General features: G+C 39.2%; 17 protein-coding genes, 1 tRNA gene and 1 pseudogene. 9 read left to right on the top strand and 10 right to left on the bottom strand.

Annotated features, from left to right (window positions below; translation table 11 throughout):
• Window positions 1–67: 67 nt before the first annotated feature.
• Window positions 68–2,278 carry a P-loop NTPase fold protein gene (locus tag FJR11_RS20310; RefSeq protein WP_168507007.1) on the top strand — a complete coding sequence of 737 codons (2,211 nt, stop codon included), beginning with the start codon at window positions 68–70 and terminating at the stop codon, window positions 2,276–2,278.
• A gap of 86 nt (window positions 2,279–2,364) precedes the next feature.
• Here FJR11_RS20310 and FJR11_RS20305 read toward each other — a convergent pair whose 3' ends face one another.
• Entirely contained in the window at window positions 2,365–4,893 is a 2,529-nt protein-coding gene (locus FJR11_RS20305; RefSeq protein WP_168507006.1) for a mannose-1-phosphate guanyltransferase, read from the bottom strand.
• Between the two features lie 358 nt (window positions 4,894–5,251).
• Between FJR11_RS20305 and FJR11_RS20300 the strand changes: the two genes are divergently transcribed.
• Window positions 5,252–5,446 carry a hypothetical protein gene (locus tag FJR11_RS20300; RefSeq protein ID WP_168507005.1) on the top strand — a complete coding sequence of 65 codons (195 nt, stop codon included), beginning with the start codon at window positions 5,252–5,254 and terminating at the stop codon, window positions 5,444–5,446.
• A 61-nt stretch (window positions 5,447–5,507) separates the two neighbouring features.
• Here the strand turns inward: FJR11_RS20300 and FJR11_RS20295 are convergent, their stop codons facing one another.
• From FJR11_RS20295 to bchI, 4 genes are all read right to left on the bottom strand, one after another.
• Window positions 5,508–5,777 carry a YciI family protein gene (locus FJR11_RS20295; protein WP_168507004.1) on the bottom strand — a complete coding sequence of 90 codons (270 nt, stop codon included), beginning with the start codon at window positions 5,775–5,777 and terminating at the stop codon, window positions 5,508–5,510.
• Between the two features lie 106 nt (window positions 5,778–5,883).
• Window positions 5,884–8,319, bottom strand: a complete 2,436-nt coding sequence (gene pheT, locus FJR11_RS20290; RefSeq protein WP_168507003.1) for a phenylalanine--tRNA ligase subunit beta — start codon at window positions 8,317–8,319, stop codon at window positions 5,884–5,886.
• A 74-nt stretch (window positions 8,320–8,393) separates the two neighbouring features.
• Entirely contained in the window at window positions 8,394–8,711 is a 318-nt protein-coding gene (locus tag FJR11_RS20285) for a hypothetical protein (RefSeq protein ID WP_168507002.1), read from the bottom strand.
• 85 nt (window positions 8,712–8,796) lie between these two features.
• A complete protein-coding gene (gene bchI / locus FJR11_RS20280; protein WP_168507001.1) occupies window positions 8,797–9,915 on the bottom strand; it encodes a magnesium chelatase ATPase subunit I in 1,119 nt (372 codons plus the stop codon).
• Between the two features lie 583 nt (window positions 9,916–10,498).
• On the opposite strand from bchI, the gene FJR11_RS20275 reads away from it, so the two are divergent.
• The 3 genes from FJR11_RS20275 to FJR11_RS20265 all read left to right on the top strand — a co-directional run bounded on the left by FJR11_RS20275 (window position 10,499) and on the right by FJR11_RS20265 (window position 15,364).
• On the top strand, window positions 10,499–10,963 hold the full coding sequence (locus FJR11_RS20275) for a hypothetical protein (protein WP_168507000.1): 465 nt from the start codon (window positions 10,499–10,501) through the stop codon (window positions 10,961–10,963).
• 47 nt (window positions 10,964–11,010) lie between these two features.
• Window positions 11,011–12,891: an ABC transporter ATP-binding protein gene (locus FJR11_RS20270; RefSeq protein ID WP_168506999.1), complete on the top strand. Its 1,881-nt coding sequence runs from the start codon at window positions 11,011–11,013 to the stop codon at window positions 12,889–12,891.
• 76 nt (window positions 12,892–12,967) lie between these two features.
• Entirely contained in the window at window positions 12,968–15,364 is a 2,397-nt protein-coding gene (locus FJR11_RS20265) for a ComEC/Rec2 family competence protein (protein WP_168506998.1), read from the top strand.
• 65 nt (window positions 15,365–15,429) lie between these two features.
• Here FJR11_RS20265 and FJR11_RS20260 read toward each other — a convergent pair whose 3' ends face one another.
• The 3 genes from FJR11_RS20260 to FJR11_RS20250 all read right to left on the bottom strand — a co-directional run bounded on the left by FJR11_RS20260 (window position 15,430) and on the right by FJR11_RS20250 (window position 18,909).
• The gene (locus tag FJR11_RS20260) at window positions 15,430–17,697 is read right to left on the bottom strand and encodes a transglycosylase domain-containing protein (RefSeq protein ID WP_168506997.1); all 2,268 of its coding nucleotides are present in this window, start codon (window positions 17,695–17,697) and stop codon (window positions 15,430–15,432) included.
• Between the two features lie 65 nt (window positions 17,698–17,762).
• Complete coding sequence (gene lspA, locus FJR11_RS20255) at window positions 17,763–18,224, bottom strand: signal peptidase II (protein WP_168506996.1); 462 nt, start codon at window positions 18,222–18,224, stop codon at window positions 17,763–17,765.
• 97 nt (window positions 18,225–18,321) lie between these two features.
• Entirely contained in the window at window positions 18,322–18,909 is a 588-nt protein-coding gene (locus FJR11_RS20250; RefSeq protein ID WP_168506995.1) for a biotin transporter BioY, read from the bottom strand.
• 274 nt (window positions 18,910–19,183) lie between these two features.
• Between FJR11_RS20250 and pstS the strand changes: the two genes are divergently transcribed.
• From pstS to pstB, 4 genes are all read left to right on the top strand, one after another.
• Window positions 19,184–20,350 carry a phosphate ABC transporter substrate-binding protein PstS gene (gene pstS, locus FJR11_RS20245; RefSeq protein ID WP_168506992.1) on the top strand — a complete coding sequence of 389 codons (1,167 nt, stop codon included), beginning with the start codon at window positions 19,184–19,186 and terminating at the stop codon, window positions 20,348–20,350.
• An 81-nt stretch (window positions 20,351–20,431) separates the two neighbouring features.
• A complete protein-coding gene (pstC, locus tag FJR11_RS20240; RefSeq protein ID WP_168506990.1) occupies window positions 20,432–21,382 on the top strand; it encodes a phosphate ABC transporter permease subunit PstC in 951 nt (316 codons plus the stop codon).
• Window positions 21,383–21,401: 19 nt separating this feature from the next.
• On the top strand, window positions 21,402–22,283 hold the full coding sequence (pstA, locus tag FJR11_RS20235; RefSeq protein WP_168506988.1) for a phosphate ABC transporter permease PstA: 882 nt from the start codon (window positions 21,402–21,404) through the stop codon (window positions 22,281–22,283).
• A gap of 55 nt (window positions 22,284–22,338) precedes the next feature.
• Entirely contained in the window at window positions 22,339–23,145 is an 807-nt protein-coding gene (gene pstB / locus FJR11_RS20230) for a phosphate ABC transporter ATP-binding protein PstB (RefSeq protein ID WP_168506986.1), read from the top strand.
• A 14-nt stretch (window positions 23,146–23,159) separates the two neighbouring features.
• On the opposite strand, the gene FJR11_RS20225 is transcribed toward pstB, so the two are convergent.
• Window positions 23,160–23,230, bottom strand: a tRNA-Gly gene (locus tag FJR11_RS20225).
• Window positions 23,231–23,280: 50 nt separating this feature from the next.
• Window positions 23,281–24,002, bottom strand: a pseudogene (locus tag FJR11_RS20220) (hypothetical protein); the annotation flags it as partial.

Here is a 24,002-nt window from a genome sequence, read left to right as displayed (position 1 = left end):
TAAAACTCTTTACAACGCAACAGCAACATAGTATAAACCAGTAATACCTACACCCGACTGGTAACACTTGAGTGATAGTGACAGAAAGGCAATTTTAAAATTAGAATTGGGACAAGATGTATTTACTAACCTCAAGGATGATAATGCCCTTTGGACGATTCTCAGTGAAGTTAGAAAGGAAGAACAGGAAAAATTAAAAGAATCAGAAGATAAATTACAAGAATTAGAGACACAAGCACGAAAAGAAAAGGAGAAAATAGAAAAAGAAACAAATCAAGAATTTGAAAATAAATCAAGAATTATTGTCTTTTTAACTCAACTTAAAGAACTGAGTAAAGATGATTTTGGTAATTCTATTCTTAAAGATTTTCTCAATACCTACGATTTTAAAGATAGAAATGATTTAGAAACTCAATTTCCGATTTTTAATAATTTGGATAAATGGGGGGAATCTGAGCTAATTGAAAAAATTGAAAATTTAATTAAAAATAAAGATGATAAAATAGAAAACTTCATTAAAAAATCCGAGAAAATTAAGAATTTTGTAGAAGAAACCCCTAGCAGAATAGTTAATTTACTTGAATTTATTAAACAAGATAAAACAATACTTCCCAAAATCATAATTATAATATGTTTGCCATTTATAATTTATAGTATAATATTCATTTTTTTGCCATCATTAAAAGAAATTGCATCTACCTTAACAATTGTATTTACTACACTTTTAACAACAATTACCCCTATAGCTAGTAACGGAATTGAAATATTTAAAAAATTTAGGACTTTCCAAGCCAAAACCAGCAAATTATTCCAAGTAGCAAAGGAAAGTGTAGAACAGGAAAAACAGAAACTAGCTGTTGATAAGGATCAGAAAATTCAAGATAAAATTAAAAGCAATAATTCTGAAATCCAGCAAGAAATTGAAAATCTCCAATCACAAATCGAACGACAAAAACAGCGAATTGGTTTAACTGCTCAATATAAGTCACTATTAGATTTTGTCAATAACCGATTAGAGGATAATTCCTATCAAAAATTGCTGGGTTTAATGCACCAAATTCAAGATGATTTAGCGGATTTATCTGACCATTTAACCTATAAACCAGGAAAAACAAATCCTGAAAAACTCAAAATTCTGAAAGAACATTTCCCTAGAGGACCAGCAAGAATAGTTTTATATATAGATGATTTAGATCGTTGTCCTCCTGATAAAGTCGTTGAAGTCTTAGAAGCTGTACAATTGTTGTTAAATACGAATATTTTCATCATTGTCTTAGCAATAGATGATCGTTATATCGGTCGGGCTTTAGAAAACATTTATAGAGGAGTTTTAAAACGTGGTGGTACTCCCTCCGGTGTTGATTATTTGGAGAAAATTATCCAACTTCCCTACAGAATGCGTCCTATTAGCAAAGATGTGACAGCAATATATTTAAAATCTTTGGTAGATATTGAAGAGAAATCTCAAAAGGATGCTAGGGAAGATTCATCTATTGTTACACAAACAACAGAACCAACAGAAATAAAGGTTCTAGAAGAATTACCAGAGAAATTATCTCAAGATGAAAGTATAGAAATACCAGTTAATAATGAGGAAAAAATCGAAGAAAACTATCCTCCTGCTAAAACTTCAGATATTCAAAGAGTTTCTGAACCCAGAACTAAAAAAGATAATTTAGAAAAGAATAATCAAAAAATCCTACATTCTGTAAATACCGACCCATTAGTTACTTTTGAATGCTTTACTGCGGAAGAATTTAGATGGATAAAAGAATGTTGTCAGCACGTTGATTTAACTCCCAGAACCGCAAAACGACTAATTAATATTTGCAAAATTATTAGAATTATCTGGACTCCCACAGAGAATGATAAAACCTGGAAAGAACCACCCACAGCAGAACATAAACAAACATTAATTGCATTTTTAGCTTTAGCTGGAAGATATCCCAAAGAAATGCGGAAATTATTGGAAGAGATTTATTTAGAATTTGAAGAAACCGATGAAAATACAGTCACAATTAACAAAGAAAAATGGCTAAATCACTTACAGAATTTAGATGTATTTATGGATAGACATAACCAAAGAGAATGGAAAAAGTTTAAAAACGACTTTCGTAAAATGCCACCAGAAAAAGAATTTGTATTTGAAAAAAGAACCTTTAACTTAGCCGTTTCCTTCTGCTTCGTTGGCGATATTGGCTATGATCCAGATGATAACTACAATCGTGAATATAGATTTGAAGACCGTCAAAAACAATATGGTTTCCAAAATCCTTAAACCAAACTCTTAATTCCTCTTTGCGCCTCTGCGTCTCTGCGTGAGAAAAAAACATAATAAAGGGCGGGGAAACCCCACCCCGACAATTACATATCCAAACGGTAATTCTCCTGTTCGCGTTCCACAAAATACTGCACACGGGCGCGGTAATCTCTGAGGGTTTCATCAACCCAATCCCGATCGCTACTGTTAACATAGAGATGGACTAACGGCTCACTGGCATCAGGTAAAACCAACAGCCAATTGTCATCATAGGGTTGACGAATTTTTACACCATCAATTAACTCCAAATTTTGCGCCGGGTGAGTTTCCACCAAATAACGCATTAACGCCCCCTTAGCAGTCCAAGGACAGCGGACTGTGTAGCTTCTATTAATGACACGGGGTAATTCTGAACGCACGGTTGCCAGCGATCGCTCTTGAATGGTTAACATTTCAATTAGCTTGGCAATGCAGAACATAGAATCAAACCCTGGATGTAATTGCGGGAAAATAAATCCAGTTTCCCCACTCCCACCTAAAACGACATTGGGATTTTTTTGACAAGCTTCCATTAAAGCCGTCGGATTCGCTTTAGTTCTAATTACATTACCATCATGACGATGGGCGACTAATTCCACTGCACTAGAAGCATGAACCGGGACAACCACGGAACTTCTAGGATTAGCAGTTAACATCATATCCACCATCAACGCCGTCAGCATTTCCCCGCGAATGGGAAAACCCGATTCATCAACTAAGATTAATTGTTCCCCATTGGCTGATACTTGCACACCAAAATTAGCGTTTACCGCTTCCACAACGTGGCCTAATTGAGTTAGCAATCCTTCTCTATCAGCGTTAGAAATTGCCGTTTTATTCAAACTAGCATTTAGTACCACCGCATCAGCCCCAAATTTATCTAACATTTGCGGCAAAACTGCCCCGGATACGGCGTAAACATAGTCAATTACCACTTTTGCCCGACTGTTCCGCAGAGTATCCACATTCAATAACTTTTCAAAAGCCTTGCCATAGCAATCCATCAATTGGCTAGAATAGACGACATCACCAATTTCATGACTTTGGGAACGACGCATATCTTCTTTAAAATACGCCCCTTCAATTTTCTTTTCTTGGGCTTTAGAGATATTAATGCCCTTAATATCCATAAATTCAATCAAGATATAATCTCGGCGTTCTGGGTGGACTCGGACATGAATACCCCCGGCTACTGACATTGTTGGGATCACAGTTCGAGCGATGGGAATAGCTGTAGTATCTAGGTTCTGGACATCCACACCTACAGACATCAAACCTGCAATCAAAGAGCGTGTCACCATCCGCGAAACATTGCGTTGGTCACGGGAAACCGTGACTATTGAACCAGGTTTTAAAGTCGAACCATAGGCAGCGCCCAACTTCACCGCAAATTCTGGAGTAATATCAATATTGGCTAATCCCTGTACCCCGCGCTGTCCAAATAAATTCCGTTGGGCAGTATTTCCCCAAATCAGATTAATATTTAAAACTGCACCGGACTCAATCTTTTTACTTGGCCACACCCTCACCCCAGGGCTAATTTGTGCTTCTTCCCCCACGGTGGACAGGGAACCCACTACAGCCGCTTCTAATACATGAGCGCGTCTATCTACACGAGTCCCACGGGCAATTACACAAGCCGATAGATGGGCTTCATCGCCAATAATTGCACCATTCCAAATAATTGGTCGCTTTAAATGAGCATCAGCACCAATTGTGACATTATCACCAATTATGGTTCCATCTTCAATTTTTACTCTTGCGCCAATGCGGCAATTATTGCCAATTATGGCTGGGGTTTCAATTTTGGCTGTAGGATCAATATAAGTATTTTGTCCTATCCATAAACTCGGCGCAATTTCTGGATAAGCTACTTCTAGCTTAACTTTCCTTTCTAAACCATCATACTGAGCTTCTCGGTAAGCATCTAAGTGACCCACATCACACCAATAACCCTCGGCAACATAACCGTAAATTGGCTCATCTTTAGCTAGTAATAGGGGAAATAAATCTTTAGAAAAGTCGCATTCAGTATGTTCTGGTAAATAGTCTAAAACTTCTGGTTCTAAAATATAAGTGCCAGTGTTAACGGTATCAGAAAAAATTTCACTGGTGGAAGGTTTTTCTAAAAATCGGTTAATCCGTCCTTCAGCATCCGTAATTACCACACCAAATTCAATAGGATTAGGCACACGGGTTAAAATTAAAGTGGCTTTTGATTGTTTTTGTTTATGAAATTCAATGGCCGCAGTCAAATCAAAATCTGTGATACTATCACCGCTAATCACTAAAAAAGTTTCATCTAAAAGTTCAGCAATATTTTTGACACAACCTGCTGTTCCCAAAGGCTGATCTTCTTCAATAGCATAGGTCATTTGTACGCCAAAATCACCGCCATCTTGGAAGTAATCACGGAGGACATCTGGTAAATAGTGCAACGTAGCAATTATTTCATAAATCTGGTGTCGCTTGAGGAGATTGATAATATGTTCAGCAATTGGACGATTTAAGATCGGAACCATTGGTTTGGGTAAATCGCAAGTCAAAGGACGTAACCGCGTTCCCGAACCACCTGCCATTAAAACTGCACGCATAAATCCTCCTAAACTTGACTAAAATCATGATGTTATTCTTTCTTTAGTCTCCTATGGATATTGAGATTTAAGGAACTTCCATAGGAAACATCTCTGAAAGAATTCAGGAGTCAGGAGTCAGGAGGAAAGAATAAAGAATATTTTTCTCTTCTGTTCTCCTGTTTCCTGTTTCCTGTTCCCTGTTCCCTGTTCCCTGTTCCTGCTATAGGATGAATAGCAGCAACCTGTGATCCTAATTTAAACTAGAATTAAGTAAGTCCAATGCCGATAAGTAATGAAAGAGGTTTTAATTTTCCTGTAGTCAGCAATCAAGTTTCTTTACATAAAATTATGTCAGTTATTAAGGGAGTTGATAGTCATGATTGATTTACTTGTTTTCGGAATAATCGTGGTTTATATCGGTGGTGTTTGGAAGTTTTGGACTGGATTTAGGAGAACTAATTTTAATCAAACTTTACCTAATCGCATCGGTTTGGCTTTGCTGTGGCCTGCTTTGTTTTTAGTTAATCCATCCTATCGGCGCAATTTTCAGAAGGCACTGAAAGGTAATTAAGTCATAATTCGTAGTTTGTAATGATGAATTAATTATCTTTGTGGAAAATTGTGTCAATTGACTAAAAAGCCTGAATCCATTCTTTAACAAAATACTCTATCCAAATGCCGTTTTGCCAATAGGGATCAGATTCTACTAATTGACGAACGGTGTTTTCATTTTCGGCTTCATAAATGGCAAAAACTTGAGTTACATCTTTTGTGGGGCCAATGGTAATTAAAATCCCAGATTCTTTCTGTTGTGCTAATCCGGCTAAATGGGCTTGACGATAGGGTTCACGTTTGGTGAGAACGTCTTCACAATAACTTCCCCACATGATGTATTTTGTCATAATTACTTGTTAGTGATACCTATTAATAATATAAAACAAGTTTTCATTTTTTTACTGGAAATATGGTAATGAGAATGGGGAATTACCCATTACCCATTACCAAATTCTAACTTCTGAGACTCACACCAAATTTTTCAACTAAAGCTGTCCGCACTTGATTATGAACTGGTTCAATTTCATTTTCGGTAAGAGTGCGATCGCTTGCACGATATACTAAGCGAAAAGCTAAACTGCGTTGTCCTGTGGGAACGTGTTCACCACGATATTCATCAAACAATTCCACCGAGTTTAATAACCCTTTCCCCGCTTTATTAATGACTTTTTCTAGTTCAGAAACTGTCACTTTCACAGGGGCAAAAAATGCCAAATCTCGATCACTGGCTGGATAAGTAGAATAGGAACTGAATTTGGGAACTAACAAATCATCATTATCCCAGGCATCCAGCAGGGCATCTAAATCTAATTGAAACACATAAACAGCTTCTGGTAAATCTTTTTCGCGCCGTAATTGGGGGTGAATTTGTCCGAATGTTCCCAGTCTATTGCCTTTTATCCACAATGAAGCTGTGCGTCCAGGATGTAAGCGAGAATCTCGGTTTTCAGGTTGAAATTCTACTGTTAATTTTAATTGTTTAAAGACACTTTCTAAAATGCCTTTAGCTTCAAACCAAGTAATGGCTTCTTCCTTACCACCTCGTGACCATTTACCGGCAGTTATATCACCACCGATAATCCCAGCCAGCATTTCCGCTTCTTGTAACCCGGTTTCTTCGCGCCAGAAAACGCGCCCGATTTCAAAACCGTTTAATGCCCCATTTCCTTGCTCTATATTATATTGGAAAGCGGAAATTAAACCGGAAATTAAATCAGTCCGTAAAGCTGAATATTCGGCAAATAAAGGGTTACTTAAAACAATCTGTTTATCTTCCCCTGGTTTGACTAAAGAATAATGAATTAATTCGGTCAAACCTTCAGCGCGTAAATAACTGCGTAATCTGCGAATTAATTCTTGATCTAAAGATAGATAGCCAGCTTCAGACTTTTCTGGTAAAGTATCACAGAATTTATCATAACCATATAAACGGGCAATTTCTTCAATTAAATCAATTTCCCGTTCTAAATCGCGGTAACGATAGGGAGGTACGGTAACTGTCCAATTCCGTTCATCAGTTTTTACCAATTTACATCCTAAAGCAGTGAGAATTTTTTCGACATCTGACCCTTGTAATTCTCCAGTTTCGGGTCCCAATTCAATGGGTCCGAGGACTTCATTAACTTTATCTAAACGCAGGTTGATAGAATGCGACCAGGTAGAAGCATCAGGACGATAATCGGAAATTTCCTGCTGAACTATCACACCTGCTGCTAATTCACTAATTAGGGATAAAGCGCGGTGACAAGCTATTTCTAATTCTGCCCGATTTACGCCCCTTTCGTATCTGCCGGAAGCCTCACTTCTTAAACCAGCACTGCGAGAAGAACGCCGAATAGCAACAGAATCAAATAACGCAGCTTCTAAAACTAGACTTTGTGTACCTTGATGAACTTCTGTTGCTTCACCACCCATAACACCTGCTAAAGCTACTGCCTTATTATTAGCAGTAATTAATAAATTTTGAGTTGATAAAGTCCGATTATTTCCATCTAAGGTTTTTAAAGTTTCTCCAACTTCCGCAAAACGGACACCAATAATTAAATTTTCTCCTCCACCTACAGATTGTAAACGCTCTTTGTCGAAAGCATGAAGAGGTTGTCCTCTTTCTAATAAAACGTAGTTAGTGATATCAACTACATTATTAATTGGTCTGACACCCGCAGCCAGCAAACGCTGTTTTAACCATTCAGGAGAGGGCGCAATTTTGATGTTTTCAACAACAGTACCAATATAAGCAGGACTTGCTTGGGTTTCGGAAATTTTTACAGTTAGGTTTTTTGCGGTTTTGGTATTTTCTACTTCTGCAATTTGGGGAATTGATAATTTTCCCCCAGTTAAAGCTGCTACTTCCCTCGCAATACCCACCATAGATAAAGCGTCAGCCCGGTTAGCGGTAGCGGTGACATCTAAAATTACATCTTCTAAACCCAACAGGGGGCGCACGTCACTACCCACCACCATATTTTCTTCAGGGAAGATATGAATACCGTCAATTTCAGTGGGTAAACCTAGTTCTTTTAAAGAACATATCATGCCGTTGGAGGGAACACCGCGCAGTTTTGCGGGTTTGATTTTTAAATCAATGTTGGGTAAATAAGTTCCTGTAGTTGCGACGGGAACATAGATATCTGCGCGGACGTTCCCAGCACCGCAAACGATATTTACAGTCTCAGCAGCCCCAATATCTACGGTACAAACGCTCAATTTATCGGCGTTGGGGTGTGGTTGACGTTCTAGCACTTTCCCCACAACTACACCATCTGCCCATGTGCGGCGATCTTCTATATCTTCTACTTCAAACCCTGCCATTGTCAAGGTTTCCGCCAGTTCTTCTGGGGTGAGTTTGATTTCTACGAGTTCTTTTAACCAGTCTAGAGAAATACGCATGGAGTCTGTTTATTTAGATTTGTCTTTCGCTCTAATTTTATATATTAGGTGAAAATTATGAGATTTTTTTTGTTTCAAAGCGTATGAATTAAATCTGCAAAACCGTAAATGCTAATTCCTAATAACAGTAATGCGGTAACTTGGGTAATCCGTTGTTGAGTAAAAGCTGTGTGGTTGTGTCCATGAGGAAACATTGCTTCCCGGACTAATATAGAAGTTGATGCTCCAACTACGAGACTTAAACCTAGAATTATGTAAGGTCGGTCTGGGACAATGATAGAAATTGCTAACATAGCGATCGCTAATGTCAACATTAATAATTCCACAAACCGGGGTGGATGATATTGACAAGATAAAATCAAGCTATTTAACCAAAAATTCCAAGTTCTCATAATTTATTAGTTGTCAGTTGTCAGTTGTCAGTGGTTAGTAGTTGTTGCACTCACCACTGACATCTATATTAATTAACTAAATTAACTAACGAACTCCGGCTTTCATCCCTGCACCGTTTTTCTGTGCGGAATCTTCTGGTAGTTCCACACCAAAAACCCGACAAAAGACCTTTTCCACTTTGTAGCCAGTATCAATGGATTCCAAGGGATCTTTCCGCAAACGGTGACGCAGACATAAAGTAATTACCCGACGGATATCGTCAACTGTAACTTCTGTCCGGCCTTCAAAAGCAGTTAAGGCTTTCGCAGCGCGGTTGGTCACGATGTCACCGCGCAACCCGTCCACATCTAATTCTGAACAAACTTCGGAAATTTTCACCCGGAAGTCATAGTCTAAACTAACTTGTGGTAATAAGTTTTGGGCATTGACAATTTGCTCTTGTAATGCCACTTGGGGGGCTTGGTGTTTTTCTAAATACACCGGAGGATTTTGGTCAAATTCGCCCCGTTCTTCCACAATTTGCACCCGTAAAGCTGGTTCTTTAACAGTGCGGATTTCTGCGTGCATTCCAAAACGGTCAAGAAGTTGAGGACGTAGTTCCCCTTCTTCTGGGTTTCCCGAACCAACAAGCACAAACTTCGCGGGGTGACGAATAGAAATCCCTTCCCGTTCCACGGTGTTCCAGCCACTAGCAGCGGAATCGAGAAGTACGTCCACCAAGTGGTCATCTAACAAGTTGACCTCATCCACGTAGAGAATACCCCTATTAGCTTTGGCTAGTAGTCCGGGTTCAAAGGCTTTGACACCCTCAGATAACGCCTTTTCAATATCAATCGTCCCACAAACCCGGTCTTCTGTAGCTCCTAATGGTAAATCTACCATTTGCACCTTTTTGTGAGCGATGGGAATTTCCATTCCCTGGGCTACTTGTTGACGAACTTCATCACTCATCAAGTCTGGGTCGCTGGGGTCACTGTTGAATGGGTCATTGGCGACAACAGGGATTTCTGGTAAAAGATCCGCCAAGGCGCGGATAGTTGTAGATTTGCCGGTGCCGCGATCGCCCATAATCATTACACCACCAATTTTGGGGTCAATGACGTTTAGCAGCAGCGCCAGTTTCATTTCTTCTTGGCCGACGATGGCTGTAAATGGGAAGACCGCACGACGCGCACTCGCACTAGCTTGAGCAGTTGAAGTCACTAAATTACCTTAACAATATTTTTTATTACAATTCTTCATTTTGACACATTTTGGGAAGGTGGGTCAGTTGTCAGTTAAAAGCTGAATACTATAAGTTTTTTAAATATGACTTTTACAAAAAAAAGCACAAGACTATGTTTATTGAGAATAAATCTAGTAAATTCTCAAGATTATTGAGAATTGTCGCAATAATCTAACGATTTTACTAGGGTATTAACTCTTGACTTTTTATGCTATTATGTCAAGTGTATAATCCAAGGGAATGTTATATCTAAATTTTTATAATAAATGAAAATTGTCAGAATCAGGATAACCAGGATTTAAAGATTTACAGGATATGAAAATTGTCAGAATCAGGATCACCAGGATTTAAAGATTTACAGGATATGAAAAAAATAAAATCCTGTGCATCCTTATAATCTTGTAAATCCTGTTAGCGGAGCGTGGCGTATGACTCCTACGTCGTCACGCAAGCTATAGCCATTTCTGACAAAATTATCGAAAAACAATAGACATATTCAGCCAAGGTACAGTGTATATTAAATTAATAATTGACAAAATAATAAAAGGAGAAATTTAGCCCATGAACAAATTATTAGATGAAACCTTATCTAATGAAATTGCCAAAACCATCAAAAGTAAAGCCAAAAAACCTTTTGATAATGCTTACAAAGCGGTTTTAGTAACAGAAGGGGCAAAGTATGTTCAAGGTTTTTTAGTATTTGCAGGTCAGCCCTATAAACCAGTTGAGCATGGTTGGATTGAACTTAATGATGTGATTATAGATCCGACACTTCCTTATTTGCAAAAAAATCACCCAGAACTTTATTATTTTTCTGCTCAAAGTCTGAGCGCCAAAAAACTCAAAGCCATTGTGGAAGAATCCAAAGAAGATTATCCAGAAGATGATCCTTTACCTATTTATGGTGAAGCCCCCTATGATTATTATGGTGATGTCATGTTAGGTGGTCCAGAATATTTAGCAGCTTATCAAACTGCACAGGCAAAATGTCAAGAAATCAATGGTTTAAATTTTGAAAAAAATTAGTATCCCAGGGCAGAATTCAAAATTATTTTACTTCTAATTGGTTATTTATGAGCATCTCCCCATCTCCAACTAAATCTAATCCAGAATACCGTCGTCAAGACAATGACTGGCGGTTATTTTTGCGCTTAGTTCCCTATGGTCGTCGTCATGGCAAACTCTTGGCAGTATCCATGTTTCTGCTTGTGCCTATTGCTGTTGCTAGTGCTATCAAACCAATGTTGGTGGGACAGGCAATTTCTTTAATTCGCAAAGAACCTAGCACATATCAATTTCTCCAAAATATGCCTTTATGGCAAGGTTTAAATATCCTCATAGGAATGTTGGTAGTAGCAACTGCTATCCGCTTATTATTAACAGGTCTCCAAGGTTTTTTAGTTCAGAAACTAGGACAAAAAATCACGGCGGATATTCGTGAGGATTTATTTCATCATGTGACATCTTTAGCTGTGCGGTTTTTTGATCGCACACCTGTGGGTAAATTGATTACTAGACTAACGAGTGATGTGGAAAGTTTAGGAGATGTTTTTTCCACTGGGGCTGTAGGCATTGTTTCCGATTTATTGTCTATGGTAGTGATTATTGGGTTGATGTTTTCAATCCAATGGCAACTTGCTTGTTTGTTAATATTTATCCTATTCCCAGTAACTTGGTTAATGATTTATTTTCAACAGCAGTATCGAGATGCTAATTATAAAACCAGGGAAGAACTTTCTAAACTCAATTCGCAACTGCAAGAAAATATTGTCGGGATTAATGTAGTCCAATTATTCCGTCGAGAAAAATTTAATGCCGAGTTATTTCGGACGACTAATCAACATTATATCAAGGAAGTAGATACTAGCATTTGGTATGATTCAGCAGTTTCTTCAACTTTAGAATGGGTGGGTTTAATTGCTATTGCTGGGGTATTATGGTTAGGTGGTTCATTGTTACTCGATAAACAAATCTCTTTTGGGATTTTATCAGCATTTATTTTGTATGCCCAACAATTTTTTGAACCCTTGCGAAATTTTGCCGAAAAGTTTACGGTGATTCAATCTGGTTTTACAGCTATTGAACGGGTAGTTGATATTTTAGATGAACCCATTGAAATTAAAGATTACTCTCTGCCTCCAACTGCCAATGTAGATTTTAAATTTGGCTATATTAATGAGATAGTTTCTAAATTAGAATCTCAAGACTTTACACCGATTCCAAATTTGGGAGAAATTAAGTTTGAAAATGTTTCCTTTGCTTATAAAGATAACGATTACGTCATTAAAAATTTAAACTTTACTATTCATCCAGGGGAAAAAGTGGCTTTAGTCGGTCCCACAGGTGCGGGTAAAAGTTCGATTATTCGCCTCTTGTGTCGTCTTTATGAACCAACTCAAGGACGTATTCTCATTGATGGTGTGGATATCCGGGAAATTCGCCAAGCGGAACTAAGACGTTATATGACAGTAATTTTACAAGAAGCGTTTTTGTTTGCTGGTGATGTTAAAAGTAATATTACTTTGGGTGATAATTACAGTTTTGCAGAAATTCAACAAGCAGCGGAAAAAACTAATGTAGCAGCCTTTATTAACCAACTACCCCAAGGTTATGATACTCAACTGCGAGAACGGGCGACAAATATTTCTAGTGGACAAAAACAACTTTTAGCCTTTGCCCGTGCGGCTATTCGTAATCCTCAAATTTTGGTATTAGATGAAGCTACAGCTAGTTTAGATGTGGGAACGGAGGCTTTAGTTCAAGAAGCATTAAATCAGTTGTTGATACAACGGACAGCAATTATTATTGCTCACCGTCTCTCTACAATTCGCAACGTAGACCAGATTTTTGTGTTAAAGCGAGGAGAGTTGATTGAACAAGGCAGCCATGAACAACTATTACAACAGCAAGGATTTTATGCCACTTTACACAATTTGCAAATGCTAGGAACTTAATCCTCCGTTGTGAAAGTAGGGAAATTTTGAATTATGCTGTATTGTTTCCCATGGGCGCTTTGGCAATGAAATTTTTATGATGCAGACAAGTGGAATAATTATCTGTCTTAGTTATATTTTGGGTTTGTTGTTTACGGCAATTCCTTGGGGTGGTGTCTGGATTTTGCTATTGGGTGTGGTTGGGGCAGTTCTGTTTCGGCGAATATATGCTAATTTGCGGAAATTTGCTCTTAAAAAAAAAGGTGCTGTCGGCAAAAACAAGGCTGTAGAGAAGTTAGATATCAAGTCTCCACCGTGGATCGGTACTCCCCATCCTAGAATATGGTTAATAGCTGGTGTAGTGGGTTTGTTGGCTACTGTTTATTTGCAATTGCGAGTTCCTCAACCGGGAATCAAAGATATTAGTCAGTTTACGACTGAGGGTAATAGCAATCTTGAACAATTGGTAATTGTGCGGGGTTTGGTAGATAGCAATCCTCGCTTAACTCGTAGTCAACGAGGACAATTTTGGTTAGCAGCGACTCAGTTAGAGGAAGTGAAAAATGATAGCAAAGCGCCGCTGCAAGCTGGTCAAAAACCTGCGGGAATTCCCAAGGGGGTGACGGGTAAGTTATATGTAACTGTACCGATACTACAATCTACTGGTTTATATCCTGGACAACAAATTGCGGTGACTGGATTTTTGTATAAACCAACAGCAGCTTCAAATCCTGGTGGTTTTGATTTTCAGAAATATCTGCGACAGGAGGGAACTTTTGCGGGTTTAATTGGCAGCCAAATTAATATTCTCGATGATGAACATCCTTGGGGATGGTGGCAAATTCGTGAGAAAATTGGGCAATCTCAAGCCCGGTTATTGGGTGTTCCTGAAGGTCCCCTTGTCAGTGCAATGGTTTTAGGTAGTAAAGCCGTTGATTTACCCTATGATATCCGCGATTTATTTGTAAAAGCAGGTTTAGCCCATGCTTTAGCAGCATCTGGATTTCAAACTTCTCTGATTTTGGGTGTAATTTTACAACTCACAAAACGGACAAATAAAGCCACGCAGATTACCCTGGGTGGCTTAGGATTAATTACTTTTTTGTTTTTATCAGGTTTTCAACCGGCAGTATTAAGAGCCGTAATTATGGGTTTTGCGGCTTTAGTAGGTTTGGCTTTAGAAAGAAATATCAAGCAATTGGGATCTTTATTAATAGCCGCAACATTATTACTGTTATTTAATCCTCTGTGGATTTGGGATTTAGGTTTTCAACTCAGTTTTTTAGCGACACTGGGATTAATTGTCACTGCATCACCAATCACGCAGCGTTTAGATTGGCTACCACCTGCCATCGCTTCTTTAATTTCTGTCCCTCTAGCAGCAACAATTTGGACTTTACCCCGACTGCTGGAGTTTTCTAGTGTCATTCCCATTTATAGTGTGCCTCTAAATATTCTAACAACACCATTTATTTCTATCATTAGTATTGGGGGCATGATTAGTGGTTTGGTAAGTTTGATTTCCCCAGATTTAGGAGGGACTTTAGCCAGTTTTTTATATTATCCTACCCATTGGTTAATTCAAATGGTGGAATTTTTTGCTAATTTGCCAGGCAGCTTGGTGGCAGTTGGGAGTATCTCAATTTGGCAAATGTTAACTATCTATATTTTAATTATTTTAGCTTGGTTAGTTCGGTGGTGGCAAAAACGCTGGTGGTTTGCGGCTTTAGTAGCAGTTGGTTTGGTACTTATTCCCCTTTGGCATTCTGCTAATAATTTGCTGAGAATTACTTTGTTAGAAACCAGAACAGAACCTGTTTTAGTAATTCAAGACAGAGGCAATATTGCTGTAATTAATAGTGGGAATGAAGGCACGGGTAGATTTACAATTTTACCATTTTTAAGACAGCAAGGGATAAATCAAATTGATTGGGCAATTGCTAGTAATTTTCCTGGTTATACCAATGATGCTTGGATGGAAATTATGCAAAATTTACCAATTAAAAATCTGTATGAATATAGTCCTAAGTTAAAAGATGATATTACAACTCAATTACTCCAACAGCAACTCCAAAAACATCAAGGAATCTATCAAAATTTAGCAGTTGGACAACCTATAAGTAATCCCACAATTACGGCACAATTAATTAATGACCAAGTCCCGATTTTAAAGTTACAAATTTTTAATCAGAGTTGGTTATTAGTAGGTAATATTAAATCTCAACAAATTGCAGAATTGATTAAAAGCGGAGAGTTGTCTTCTCCCCAGGTGCTGTGGTGTCCATCAGAATCTCTACAAGATTTAGTTTTAGCACTCAAACCACAAATAGCAATAACTCCTGCTAATAATCTAGATGATCAAACATTATCTTCGTTGAGTAAAGGACAAACAAAACTTTTCTTTACTGGTAAAGATGGTGCAATTCAATGGACACCCAATGGGGATTTTCAAACTTTCATCCAAACAACAGAAAATAAATCTTCTGTTTTCTAAATCATTAAATCTTGTGGGGTGGGCATCTTGCCCGCCAGATTTATAGAAATTAAACCCACAACAGCTTACTTGGCAACTTTCCTCATATAATTACCCCAAAGTTGGGCTGCTTGGGCGCTGCTGCCAGAGGTAGGGGAATTATTGTCATTTCCTAACCAAATGCCAGTGACAAGTTGACGATTAGGAATAAAGCCAATAAACCAGAGATCAACATTATTATTTGTTGTCCCAGTTTTACCTGCTTCCCCTAAACCAATAGCTGCACCGCGACCTGTACCATTAGTAATGACTCCTTGCATTAAAGTAGTCATTTGATTGGCAACTGCTTTTTTTAGCACTTGTTTATTACCATCTGGATCTTGATCAAAGGAGTAAATAACCCGACAGGTTTGTAGATCTTTAAGATCCTTACAATCACTACTGTCCAGAATTCTACTAATAGCATGAGGAGGATTCCACACCCCACGATTGCCAATGGCCCCAAAAGCACCAGTCATTTCTAAAACATTAACGACACTCTGACCTAATACCAAGCCGGGAACAGCCTCCAGATCAGATTTCACACCCAACCTTTGCGCCATATCTACTACTTTATTTAACCCAATTTCCTTAGCTACCCGCAAGGCAATGGGGTTTTCTGACAGTGCCAAACCAGTAGCTATATCTAAACTACCACCAGCACCAGCCCGGCAGGGTTTATAGGTAAAGCCCTGCCAAGGTAAAGAATTGCACGAATAACTTTTGTATGGGGAAATACCTTTTTCAAGCGCCGCAGTGTAAGCAAAAATTTTAAAGGTAGAACCTGGTTGGCGTTGGGCTTGAACAGTCCGATTGAACTGGCTTTTTCTGTAATCAGTCCCCCCTACCATCGCTACAATACTCCCAGTTTTCGAGTCGAGAGTCACCATCCCCCCTTGAGAAAACCCAAAAGTTGAGCCAGCTTTGGTAATGGAATTTTTTAACTCGGTTTCGGCTTTGGCTTGAATGCTTGGATCTAGTTGGGTTTCAATGATATAGTTACCTTCTCTTGCGGCTGCAGGACCTAGTTTTGAGATCAGTTCTTGAAAGACGTAATCATAAAAATAGGGGGCAATGGTTTTGGCTTGCCTTTCGCAGACTTTGGGGTTGATTTGGACCGTAGAACGGCGGGCGCGGTTGGCTTCCTCTTGGGTAATTTTACCCATTTCCAGCATTCGCTTGATGACTCGATTCCGGTAATCGGCTGCTCCCAGTTTCCGCGGACCACTGCCACAAAAATCAAAGGCATTGGGCGCGGGTAAAATCCCTACTAAGGTTGCTGCTTCGGCCAGAGTTAATTCTTTGGCTGATTTATTAAAGTAATATTTAGCAGCATCCTCAAAACCGGAAGTATCCGCCCCCAAAAACACCCGATTTAAGTAAGTTAGTAAAATATCATCTTTGCTGTAAAAGGTTTCTAACTTGAGGGAGACGACAGCTTCCTTGACTTTTCTTCCTAAAGAGTCTTGGCTACCTACATATTCACGGAATAAACTCCGAGCTACTTGTTGGGTAACTGTACTTGCCCCTTGTTGAACATCACCGCTGCGACTGTTAATTAGTACGGCTCGCAACACACCCAAAGGATCTACCCCAAAGTGCCAATAATAACGACTATCCTCGGAAGCTACCACAGCAGAAGCCAAATAAGGTCCAAAGTCTGATAACTTTTTCAGGTCTATGTGGGCGATATTCCGAGGTTCACGGAGTGGGGTTGAACCATCACGGGCATAGACAACCACAGGGGCGCGAGTAGCTGTAGGTAAGGGTCGAACGCTAAATTTCAGCCATTCCACACCTATGGACAAGGACATAAGCATCGTGACACCACCAACACCATAAGCTGTCCAAGTAGCAGCTTTTACATACCAAACTGGTGGGTCTATATATTGAAGACGCACGGAAGCGGCTAGTTCTGGTGGACCCAAGGTAATAACATCACCATGACGCAGTTCTAGAGCATTGATTCGCCTTTTGCCCAGATAAATACCATTGGTGGAGTTTTCATCCTTGATGGTGAAAACGGGAGTATTTTGGGTGGAATCCCGCGACAGAGACAGGTGAATTTGGCTGACAACTTGGTTACGGACGACGATATCATATTTAGAACTACGTCCAAGAATATAGCGATCGCCTAATAGCGGATATTCTTGCGTTTCATTGGCCCCTGCATCATGCACCAATAATTTTGGTACTTTGGCATTGGGCTTGAGAGCCAGCTTGGAAAAATCAACTCTAGCTTGAATAGTATTGACGGCTTGAGTCAGTTGACCAAGTAAGGTTTGTGGCTTTTGAGGCGGTTGGGGGGAACTCATAAACAAATTAACAATTGAAAATTCAAACAGAAGAATCTAATTTTTTATTTTTTAATTTTGCATTTTTAATTACTTGGTGTTTTTTGCCATGAGGCAATTAACAGGCAAACAATGCCCATACTAATAAAAGAATCAGCCATATTAAATACGGCAAAATTAATCAACCGAAAATCGAGAAAGTCAACAACATACCCTTTTGTAAATCTATCAATCCCATTACCCATTGCTCCACCTAAAATCAAACCATAACCTAATTGCTCCCAAAAATTTAACAGCGGGCCTAATAATGCAATGGTTATCAATAATAAACTTACACCTAAAGATAGCCAGCGTAACCAGCCTACTTTGTCACTTAACAAACTAAAAGCTGCGCCTGTATTAGTAACATAGGTAAAATGAAATATACCACTTAACAATGGCAGCGATTGTCCTAGGTTAAAGGTTTGCACTACCCAGTGTTTTGTCAGTTGGTCTAATAAGAATGCTATCAACGCAGCAATCCAGAAGAAGCGATTTTTTATACCCATGATAAATTGTCAGTTGTTCGTTGTTAATTGTCAGTGGTCAGTTGTTCGTTGTTCGTTGTTCGTTGTTTTTCCTTTGCCACTGACCACTGACCACTGACTAATAAAACATTATATGTCGTAGCACATAAGCTACTATGGTGACAGCACAAACAACTACTAATTGCCCCGGTAGTGCAAAGTAAGAATATTTGAGAATGGCTTGAATTAGAGATAGATTTTCTGTTCCTTTCCAGGGCAAAACATAGCTAATAATTAAATAAGCAATACCGCAGACGTGAACAGTAAACAAGCCACAAAAACAACTAAAAGCAAGAGTTTCTAGCCGAGGTCTAGCCTTAAAGGCTAAATAACCACAAATCCAAGCGCCGGGAATAAAACCCAGCAAATAACCAAACTGTGATAGCTTAACATAACCGATACCGCCGCCTTCGGCAAATACAGGTAATAAGGTTAATCCCATCACTAAATAGGCAATTTGCGAGAGCGCTCCAGCATTTTGACCACCTAAACAACCTACCAGTAGCACCGCACCAATTTGATAGCTGACACCTAAAGAAAGGGTTTGAATTCCGTGCTGACTCCAATTCCAAGGTGAGGTAATACCATAAGCTTCTAGGAACGTACCACCCATTGTCAGGAGCAAACCTATCATAGACCATAGCAGTTGATTCGACGCAGCAAACATTTATTAGGCGTAAAGGAAAAAGCAATAGGGAACACTAATAGCAACAAGTATAGGCGAATTAAGTGGGTATCCCATAAATAGGCAACAGGGAGACTGTGATAGCACCGAGTGACGTTAACAATACCCCTGAATTCTTTCTTGATAAAAATATTTGTGATCAGGAGCAAACCCTAAATATGAATTTTTTGCTTCTTAACCTATTGTTTATCTATAAAAGAATCTTTTAGGGGTATGTTAGAGATGTTTATCTAAAAATTAACGAAAATTAACACTAATGCTATTACCTCTAGGTGTAATAACCAATAATCGCCTTACAGCTTCAATATCTATCTTAGCACTGGCAATTAGTCTATCTGCCTGTGGAGAAACTAGCTCAAATAATCCCACCACTAGCGAATCTCCCGGTAACACTACAACTACCTCTAGTTCTAGTTCTAGCAAACTAGATTTAGGAGGTACTGTGGAGTTAACAGGTGCTGGTGCTTCTTTTCCTGCACCCCTCTATCAAACTTGGTTTGCGGAGTTAAACAAAAAATATCCCAATTTAAAAGTTAACTATCAGTCCGTGGGTAGTGGTGCTGGTGTTGAGCAGTTTACCAAAGGAACAGTAGACTTTGGGGCTAGTGATGTCGCCATGAAGGACGAAGAAATTCAGAAGATACCCGCAGATAAAGGCGTGTTATTACTACCTGTGACTGCTGGTAGTATTGTCCTGGCTTATAATTTGCCAGATGTTCCCGAACTCAAACTACCACGAGCAGTTTATACTGATATTTTGCTAGGTAAAATCAAATCTTGGGATGATCCGGCCATTGCTAAAGCTAATCCCGGCGCTAAATTGCCAAAAGAGGAAATCAAAGTTATTTATCGTGCCGACGGTAGCGGGACTACTGGTGTTTTCACTAAACACCTGAGCGCCATTAGCCCAGAATGGAAAACTAAAGTAGGTGACGGAAAAAGTGTAAAATGGCCTGTAGGAGTTGGGGCTAAAGGAAATGAAGGTGTTACCGCCCAAATTCAACAAACGCCAGGTTCTATTGGTTATGTAGAATATGGTTACGCCAAACAAAATAAACTTAAGTTTGCCTCTTTAGAAAATAAAGCCAAACAGTTTGTTGCAGCTTCTGAAGAATCAGCATCCAAAACCTTAGCAGCCGTAACTTTACCAGACAATCTTCGCGCCTTTATTTCTGACCCAGAAGGTGCGGATTCTTACCCAATTGTTACTTACACCTGGATTCTGGCTTATAAAAAATATGCTGATGCTAACAAAGCTAAAGCCGTCGAAGCAACTATTGAGTATGCTTTGACCGATGGACAAAAGTTAGCTACTGAATTAGGGTATGTTCCCTTACCAGCGAATGTAATTGCCAAAGTGGCGGCAGCGGCTGATCAAATCAGTCCTGATTATAAAATTTCTGTTGGTGCTGATACTAAATAAAACAAAACAACTACAAGCTAAGTCTTTCAAATCTTCTACTCACACACATTTTTGCTGATTTAACGTTTACAGTCAGTATTCATGACTACAAATTTTCAAGAAACCCCATTAGCAATGAAAAATCGCTCTGGAATAGACAAGAATCTAGATCGAAGCTTTATTTGGTTAACTAGGATTTTTGCATTAGCTATTGCTGGTACTTTATTATGGATTGCTTTGCAAGTTGCTATTAGTGCAAGTCCAGCCATCCAAAAATTCGGGATCAATTTCTTAGTTACAAGCGATTGGAACCCTGTTAATGATCAATATGGGGTATTACCTGCGGTTTATGGAACTCTGATGAGTTCTTTAATTGGATTAATGTTAGCTGTCCCTATTGGTGTGGGGACGGCAGTTCTGTTGAGTGAAGATTTTCTGCCCTCTCAGGTGCGGTTGGTACTGGTATTTTTAGTAGAACTACTAGCTGCTATTCCCAGTGTTGTTTATGGAGTGTGGGGAATTTTTGTGTTAGTCCCAATTATCACGAATTTGGGAAAATGGCTGCATAGTTATCTGGGTTGGATACCATTCTTTAGTTCTGCACCCACAGGGCCAGGAATGTTACCTGCGGGGGTGATCTTAGCAATTATGACTTTACCAATCATTACTGCTATATCCCGCGATGCTTTGATTTCTGTACCCTCTAGTTTGCGTCAAGCTGCTCTGGGAATAGGTGCAACCCGTTGGGAAACCATTGTCCAAGTTATTATCCCTGCTGCTTTTTCTGGCATTGTCAGTGCAGTCATGTTGGCGCTGGGCAGAGCTATGGGTGAAACAATGGCTGTAACTATGTTAATAGGTAATGCCAATAATATTAATATCTCTCTGTTAGCACCATCTAATACAATTTCTTCCCTACTGGCCAATCAGTTCGCTGAAGCTAGTGGGCTGCAAGTTGCTGCTTTAATGTATGCAGCTTTAGTTCTATTTATATTGACCCTGATAGTCAATATTCTGGCGGAGTTTGTTGTCAACCGGGTTCAGCGTCTGTAGTGTGATGATAGGTGAAATTATGACTTCTTCTTTTCCTCAAAGAAGCCTGACTCGCTCCTCTTCTTCTCCGAGAACATTGTTTAATACGGTAATGACTGTATTAGCTTTTATCTGTGGAGCATTGGCACTTATCCCTTTGTTGGCGGTGCTTTCCTATGTGATTATTAGAGGGTTTGGTAGTTTAAATCTCAATGTTTTTACCCAGTTACCACCTGCTCCCTTTGGCAAAGGTGGAGGTTTTGGTAATGCCATTTTAGGAACACTCTTGATGGTAGGGATTGCAGCGATGATTAGCATCCCCTTTGGTGTGTTAGCAGCAATTTATTTAACTGAGTTTAGTTCTAAAAAAATTGCTAGATGGATACGTTTTGCGACCAATGTACTCAGTGGTGTCCCCTCTATTATTGCTGGGGTATTTGCCTATGGGATTGTGGTTTTGACGTTATTAAAGCTAAACTTAGGCTCTTACTCAGCCCTAGGTGGGGGATTTGCCCTGGCAATTTTGATGCTGCCTATTATTGTCAGAACTACAGACGAAGCTTTGCAGTTAGTATCTCAAGATTTGCGGCAAGCTTCCGTAGGATTAGGTGCAACAAGTTTCCAAACGGTAACACAGGTAGTATTACCGGCGGCGTTGCCAGCAATTGTGACTGGTTCTACCTTGGCAATCGCTCGCGCGGCTGGAGAAACAGCACCGTTACTATTTACGGCTCTTTTCTCTTCTTTTTGGCCAGATAGCATCCTCAAACCTACTGCTTCTTTGGCAGTTTTAGTTTACAACTTTGCTATTTCTCCCTTTGAAACCTGGCAATCCCTGGCTTGGGCTGCTTCTTTAATTCTAGTATTGATGGTTTTGATTACTAGTATGATTGCTCGTTGGGCTACTAGACAAAAGATTTAGTGACAGACCCCCCAAAACTGAAACTCATCCCGAATAACTTCTTTTTTAAGTATTTATGGCTACTGCAATTAGCATGATGAATGGGACTGAATCGGTTTTACGTACAGAAAACCTGAATATTTATTATGGCAATTTCCTCGCTGTACAGAATGTCTGGCTAGATATTCCTAAAAATCAGGTTACGGCTTTTATCGGACCGTCTGGTTGCGGCAAAAGTACATTACTGCGATGTTATAACCGTCTGAATGATTTGATTGAATCCTTTAGAGCCGAAGGTAAGGTTTATTTCTACGACAAAAATCTCTACGCACCGAATATTGACCCGGTGGAAGTGCGAAGACGCATTGGGATGGTATTTCAAAGACCAAACCCATTCCCCAAGTCAATTTATGAAAATATTGCTTTTGGTGCCAGAATTAATGGTTACAGAGGTGATATGAATGAATTGGTGGAACGAAGTTTGCGACAAGCGGCTTTATGGGATGAAGTTAAGGATAAATTACGACAAAGTGGTTTATCTTTATCTGGTGGACAACAACAGCGTTTATGTATTGCCAGGGCGATCGCTGTGCAACCAGAGGTTATACTCATGGATGAACCCTGTTCTGCTCTTGATCCTATTTCTACTTTGCGGGTTGAAGAACTAATTCACGAACTCAAAGAGCATTATACTATCGTGATTGTTACCCACAATATGCAGCAAGCGTCACGAGTGTCTGATAAAACGGCGTTTTTTAACGTCAAAGCTTCAGAAACAGGTGGACGGAGTGGCTATTTAGTAGAGTACAACTCAACTGAGGTAATTTTTAGTAATCCTCAACAGGAAGACACCAAAGCTTACATCAGCGGCAGATTTGGTTAATACTTTGTTCACAGAGCGGGTGGCGGGAATCGAACCCGCATGATCAGCTTGGAAGGCTGGAGTTTTACCACTAAACTACACCCGCTTATTTCCAACTCAATTAATGTAACATGACTTTTTTAAAATTGCAAGCCCCTATTGAGAATTTATTGGTTTAATTTTGAGACGAATATATAAATTGCTTAAATCTGGTTTTGAACCGTCTTGATTGTAACCAGCAATAAAACTCTCTTGTTGAAATATCTGGTTAATTGCTTGCTCATATATATTTATTTCTTTGCGAAGTGATGCAGGTTCAATGGTTATAACTATCGCTTGTTGAAAGTGTCCATTGTTATCAATTACTAAACTAACCAGTATATTTGCTGGTTTTAAATCCTTCTCGCTAGGGAGAACACTAGCTTCTAATTCCTTTTCTGTACTTCCTTTGTATTCAGCAAAAACATCTGGTAAATCATTGGCTCGCAGTTGTTTTTGTTGTATTAATTCATTGACTTCTTCTTTCAGTATCGGAGTAACGGTAGCGATAGCACCCCCTCCATTAGAAGTTGGAGAAGATTCTGGGTTAGGATTTACAGAAGGTTCTGGTGTGGGAGTTGGGGAATCAGCGGGAATATTTGGGGGTAGGAGAGTTCCCTCACCTAGTTTAACTTCTTGACGACGATTCCAAGGAAGTTCACTTTCTGGAATTATGGGTGTTGTTTCTGGGGTTGGATTTGTGGGATATGATTGTTGTCTAATCGGTGGTTTTTCAGGTTCAGGTTTTTCAGGTTCAGGTTTTTCAACTTCAGGTTTTTCAACTTCAGGTTTTTCAACTTCAGGTTTTTCAACTTCAGGTTTTTCAACTTCAGGTTTTT

This window comes from Anabaena sp. UHCC 0187 (genome assembly GCF_009712035.1).
GTDB lineage: Bacteria > Cyanobacteriota > Cyanobacteriia > Cyanobacteriales > Nostocaceae > Dolichospermum.
The sequence above is the reverse complement of the archived record's forward strand: the minus strand, read 5'-3'. Positions and strand labels throughout refer to the sequence as shown.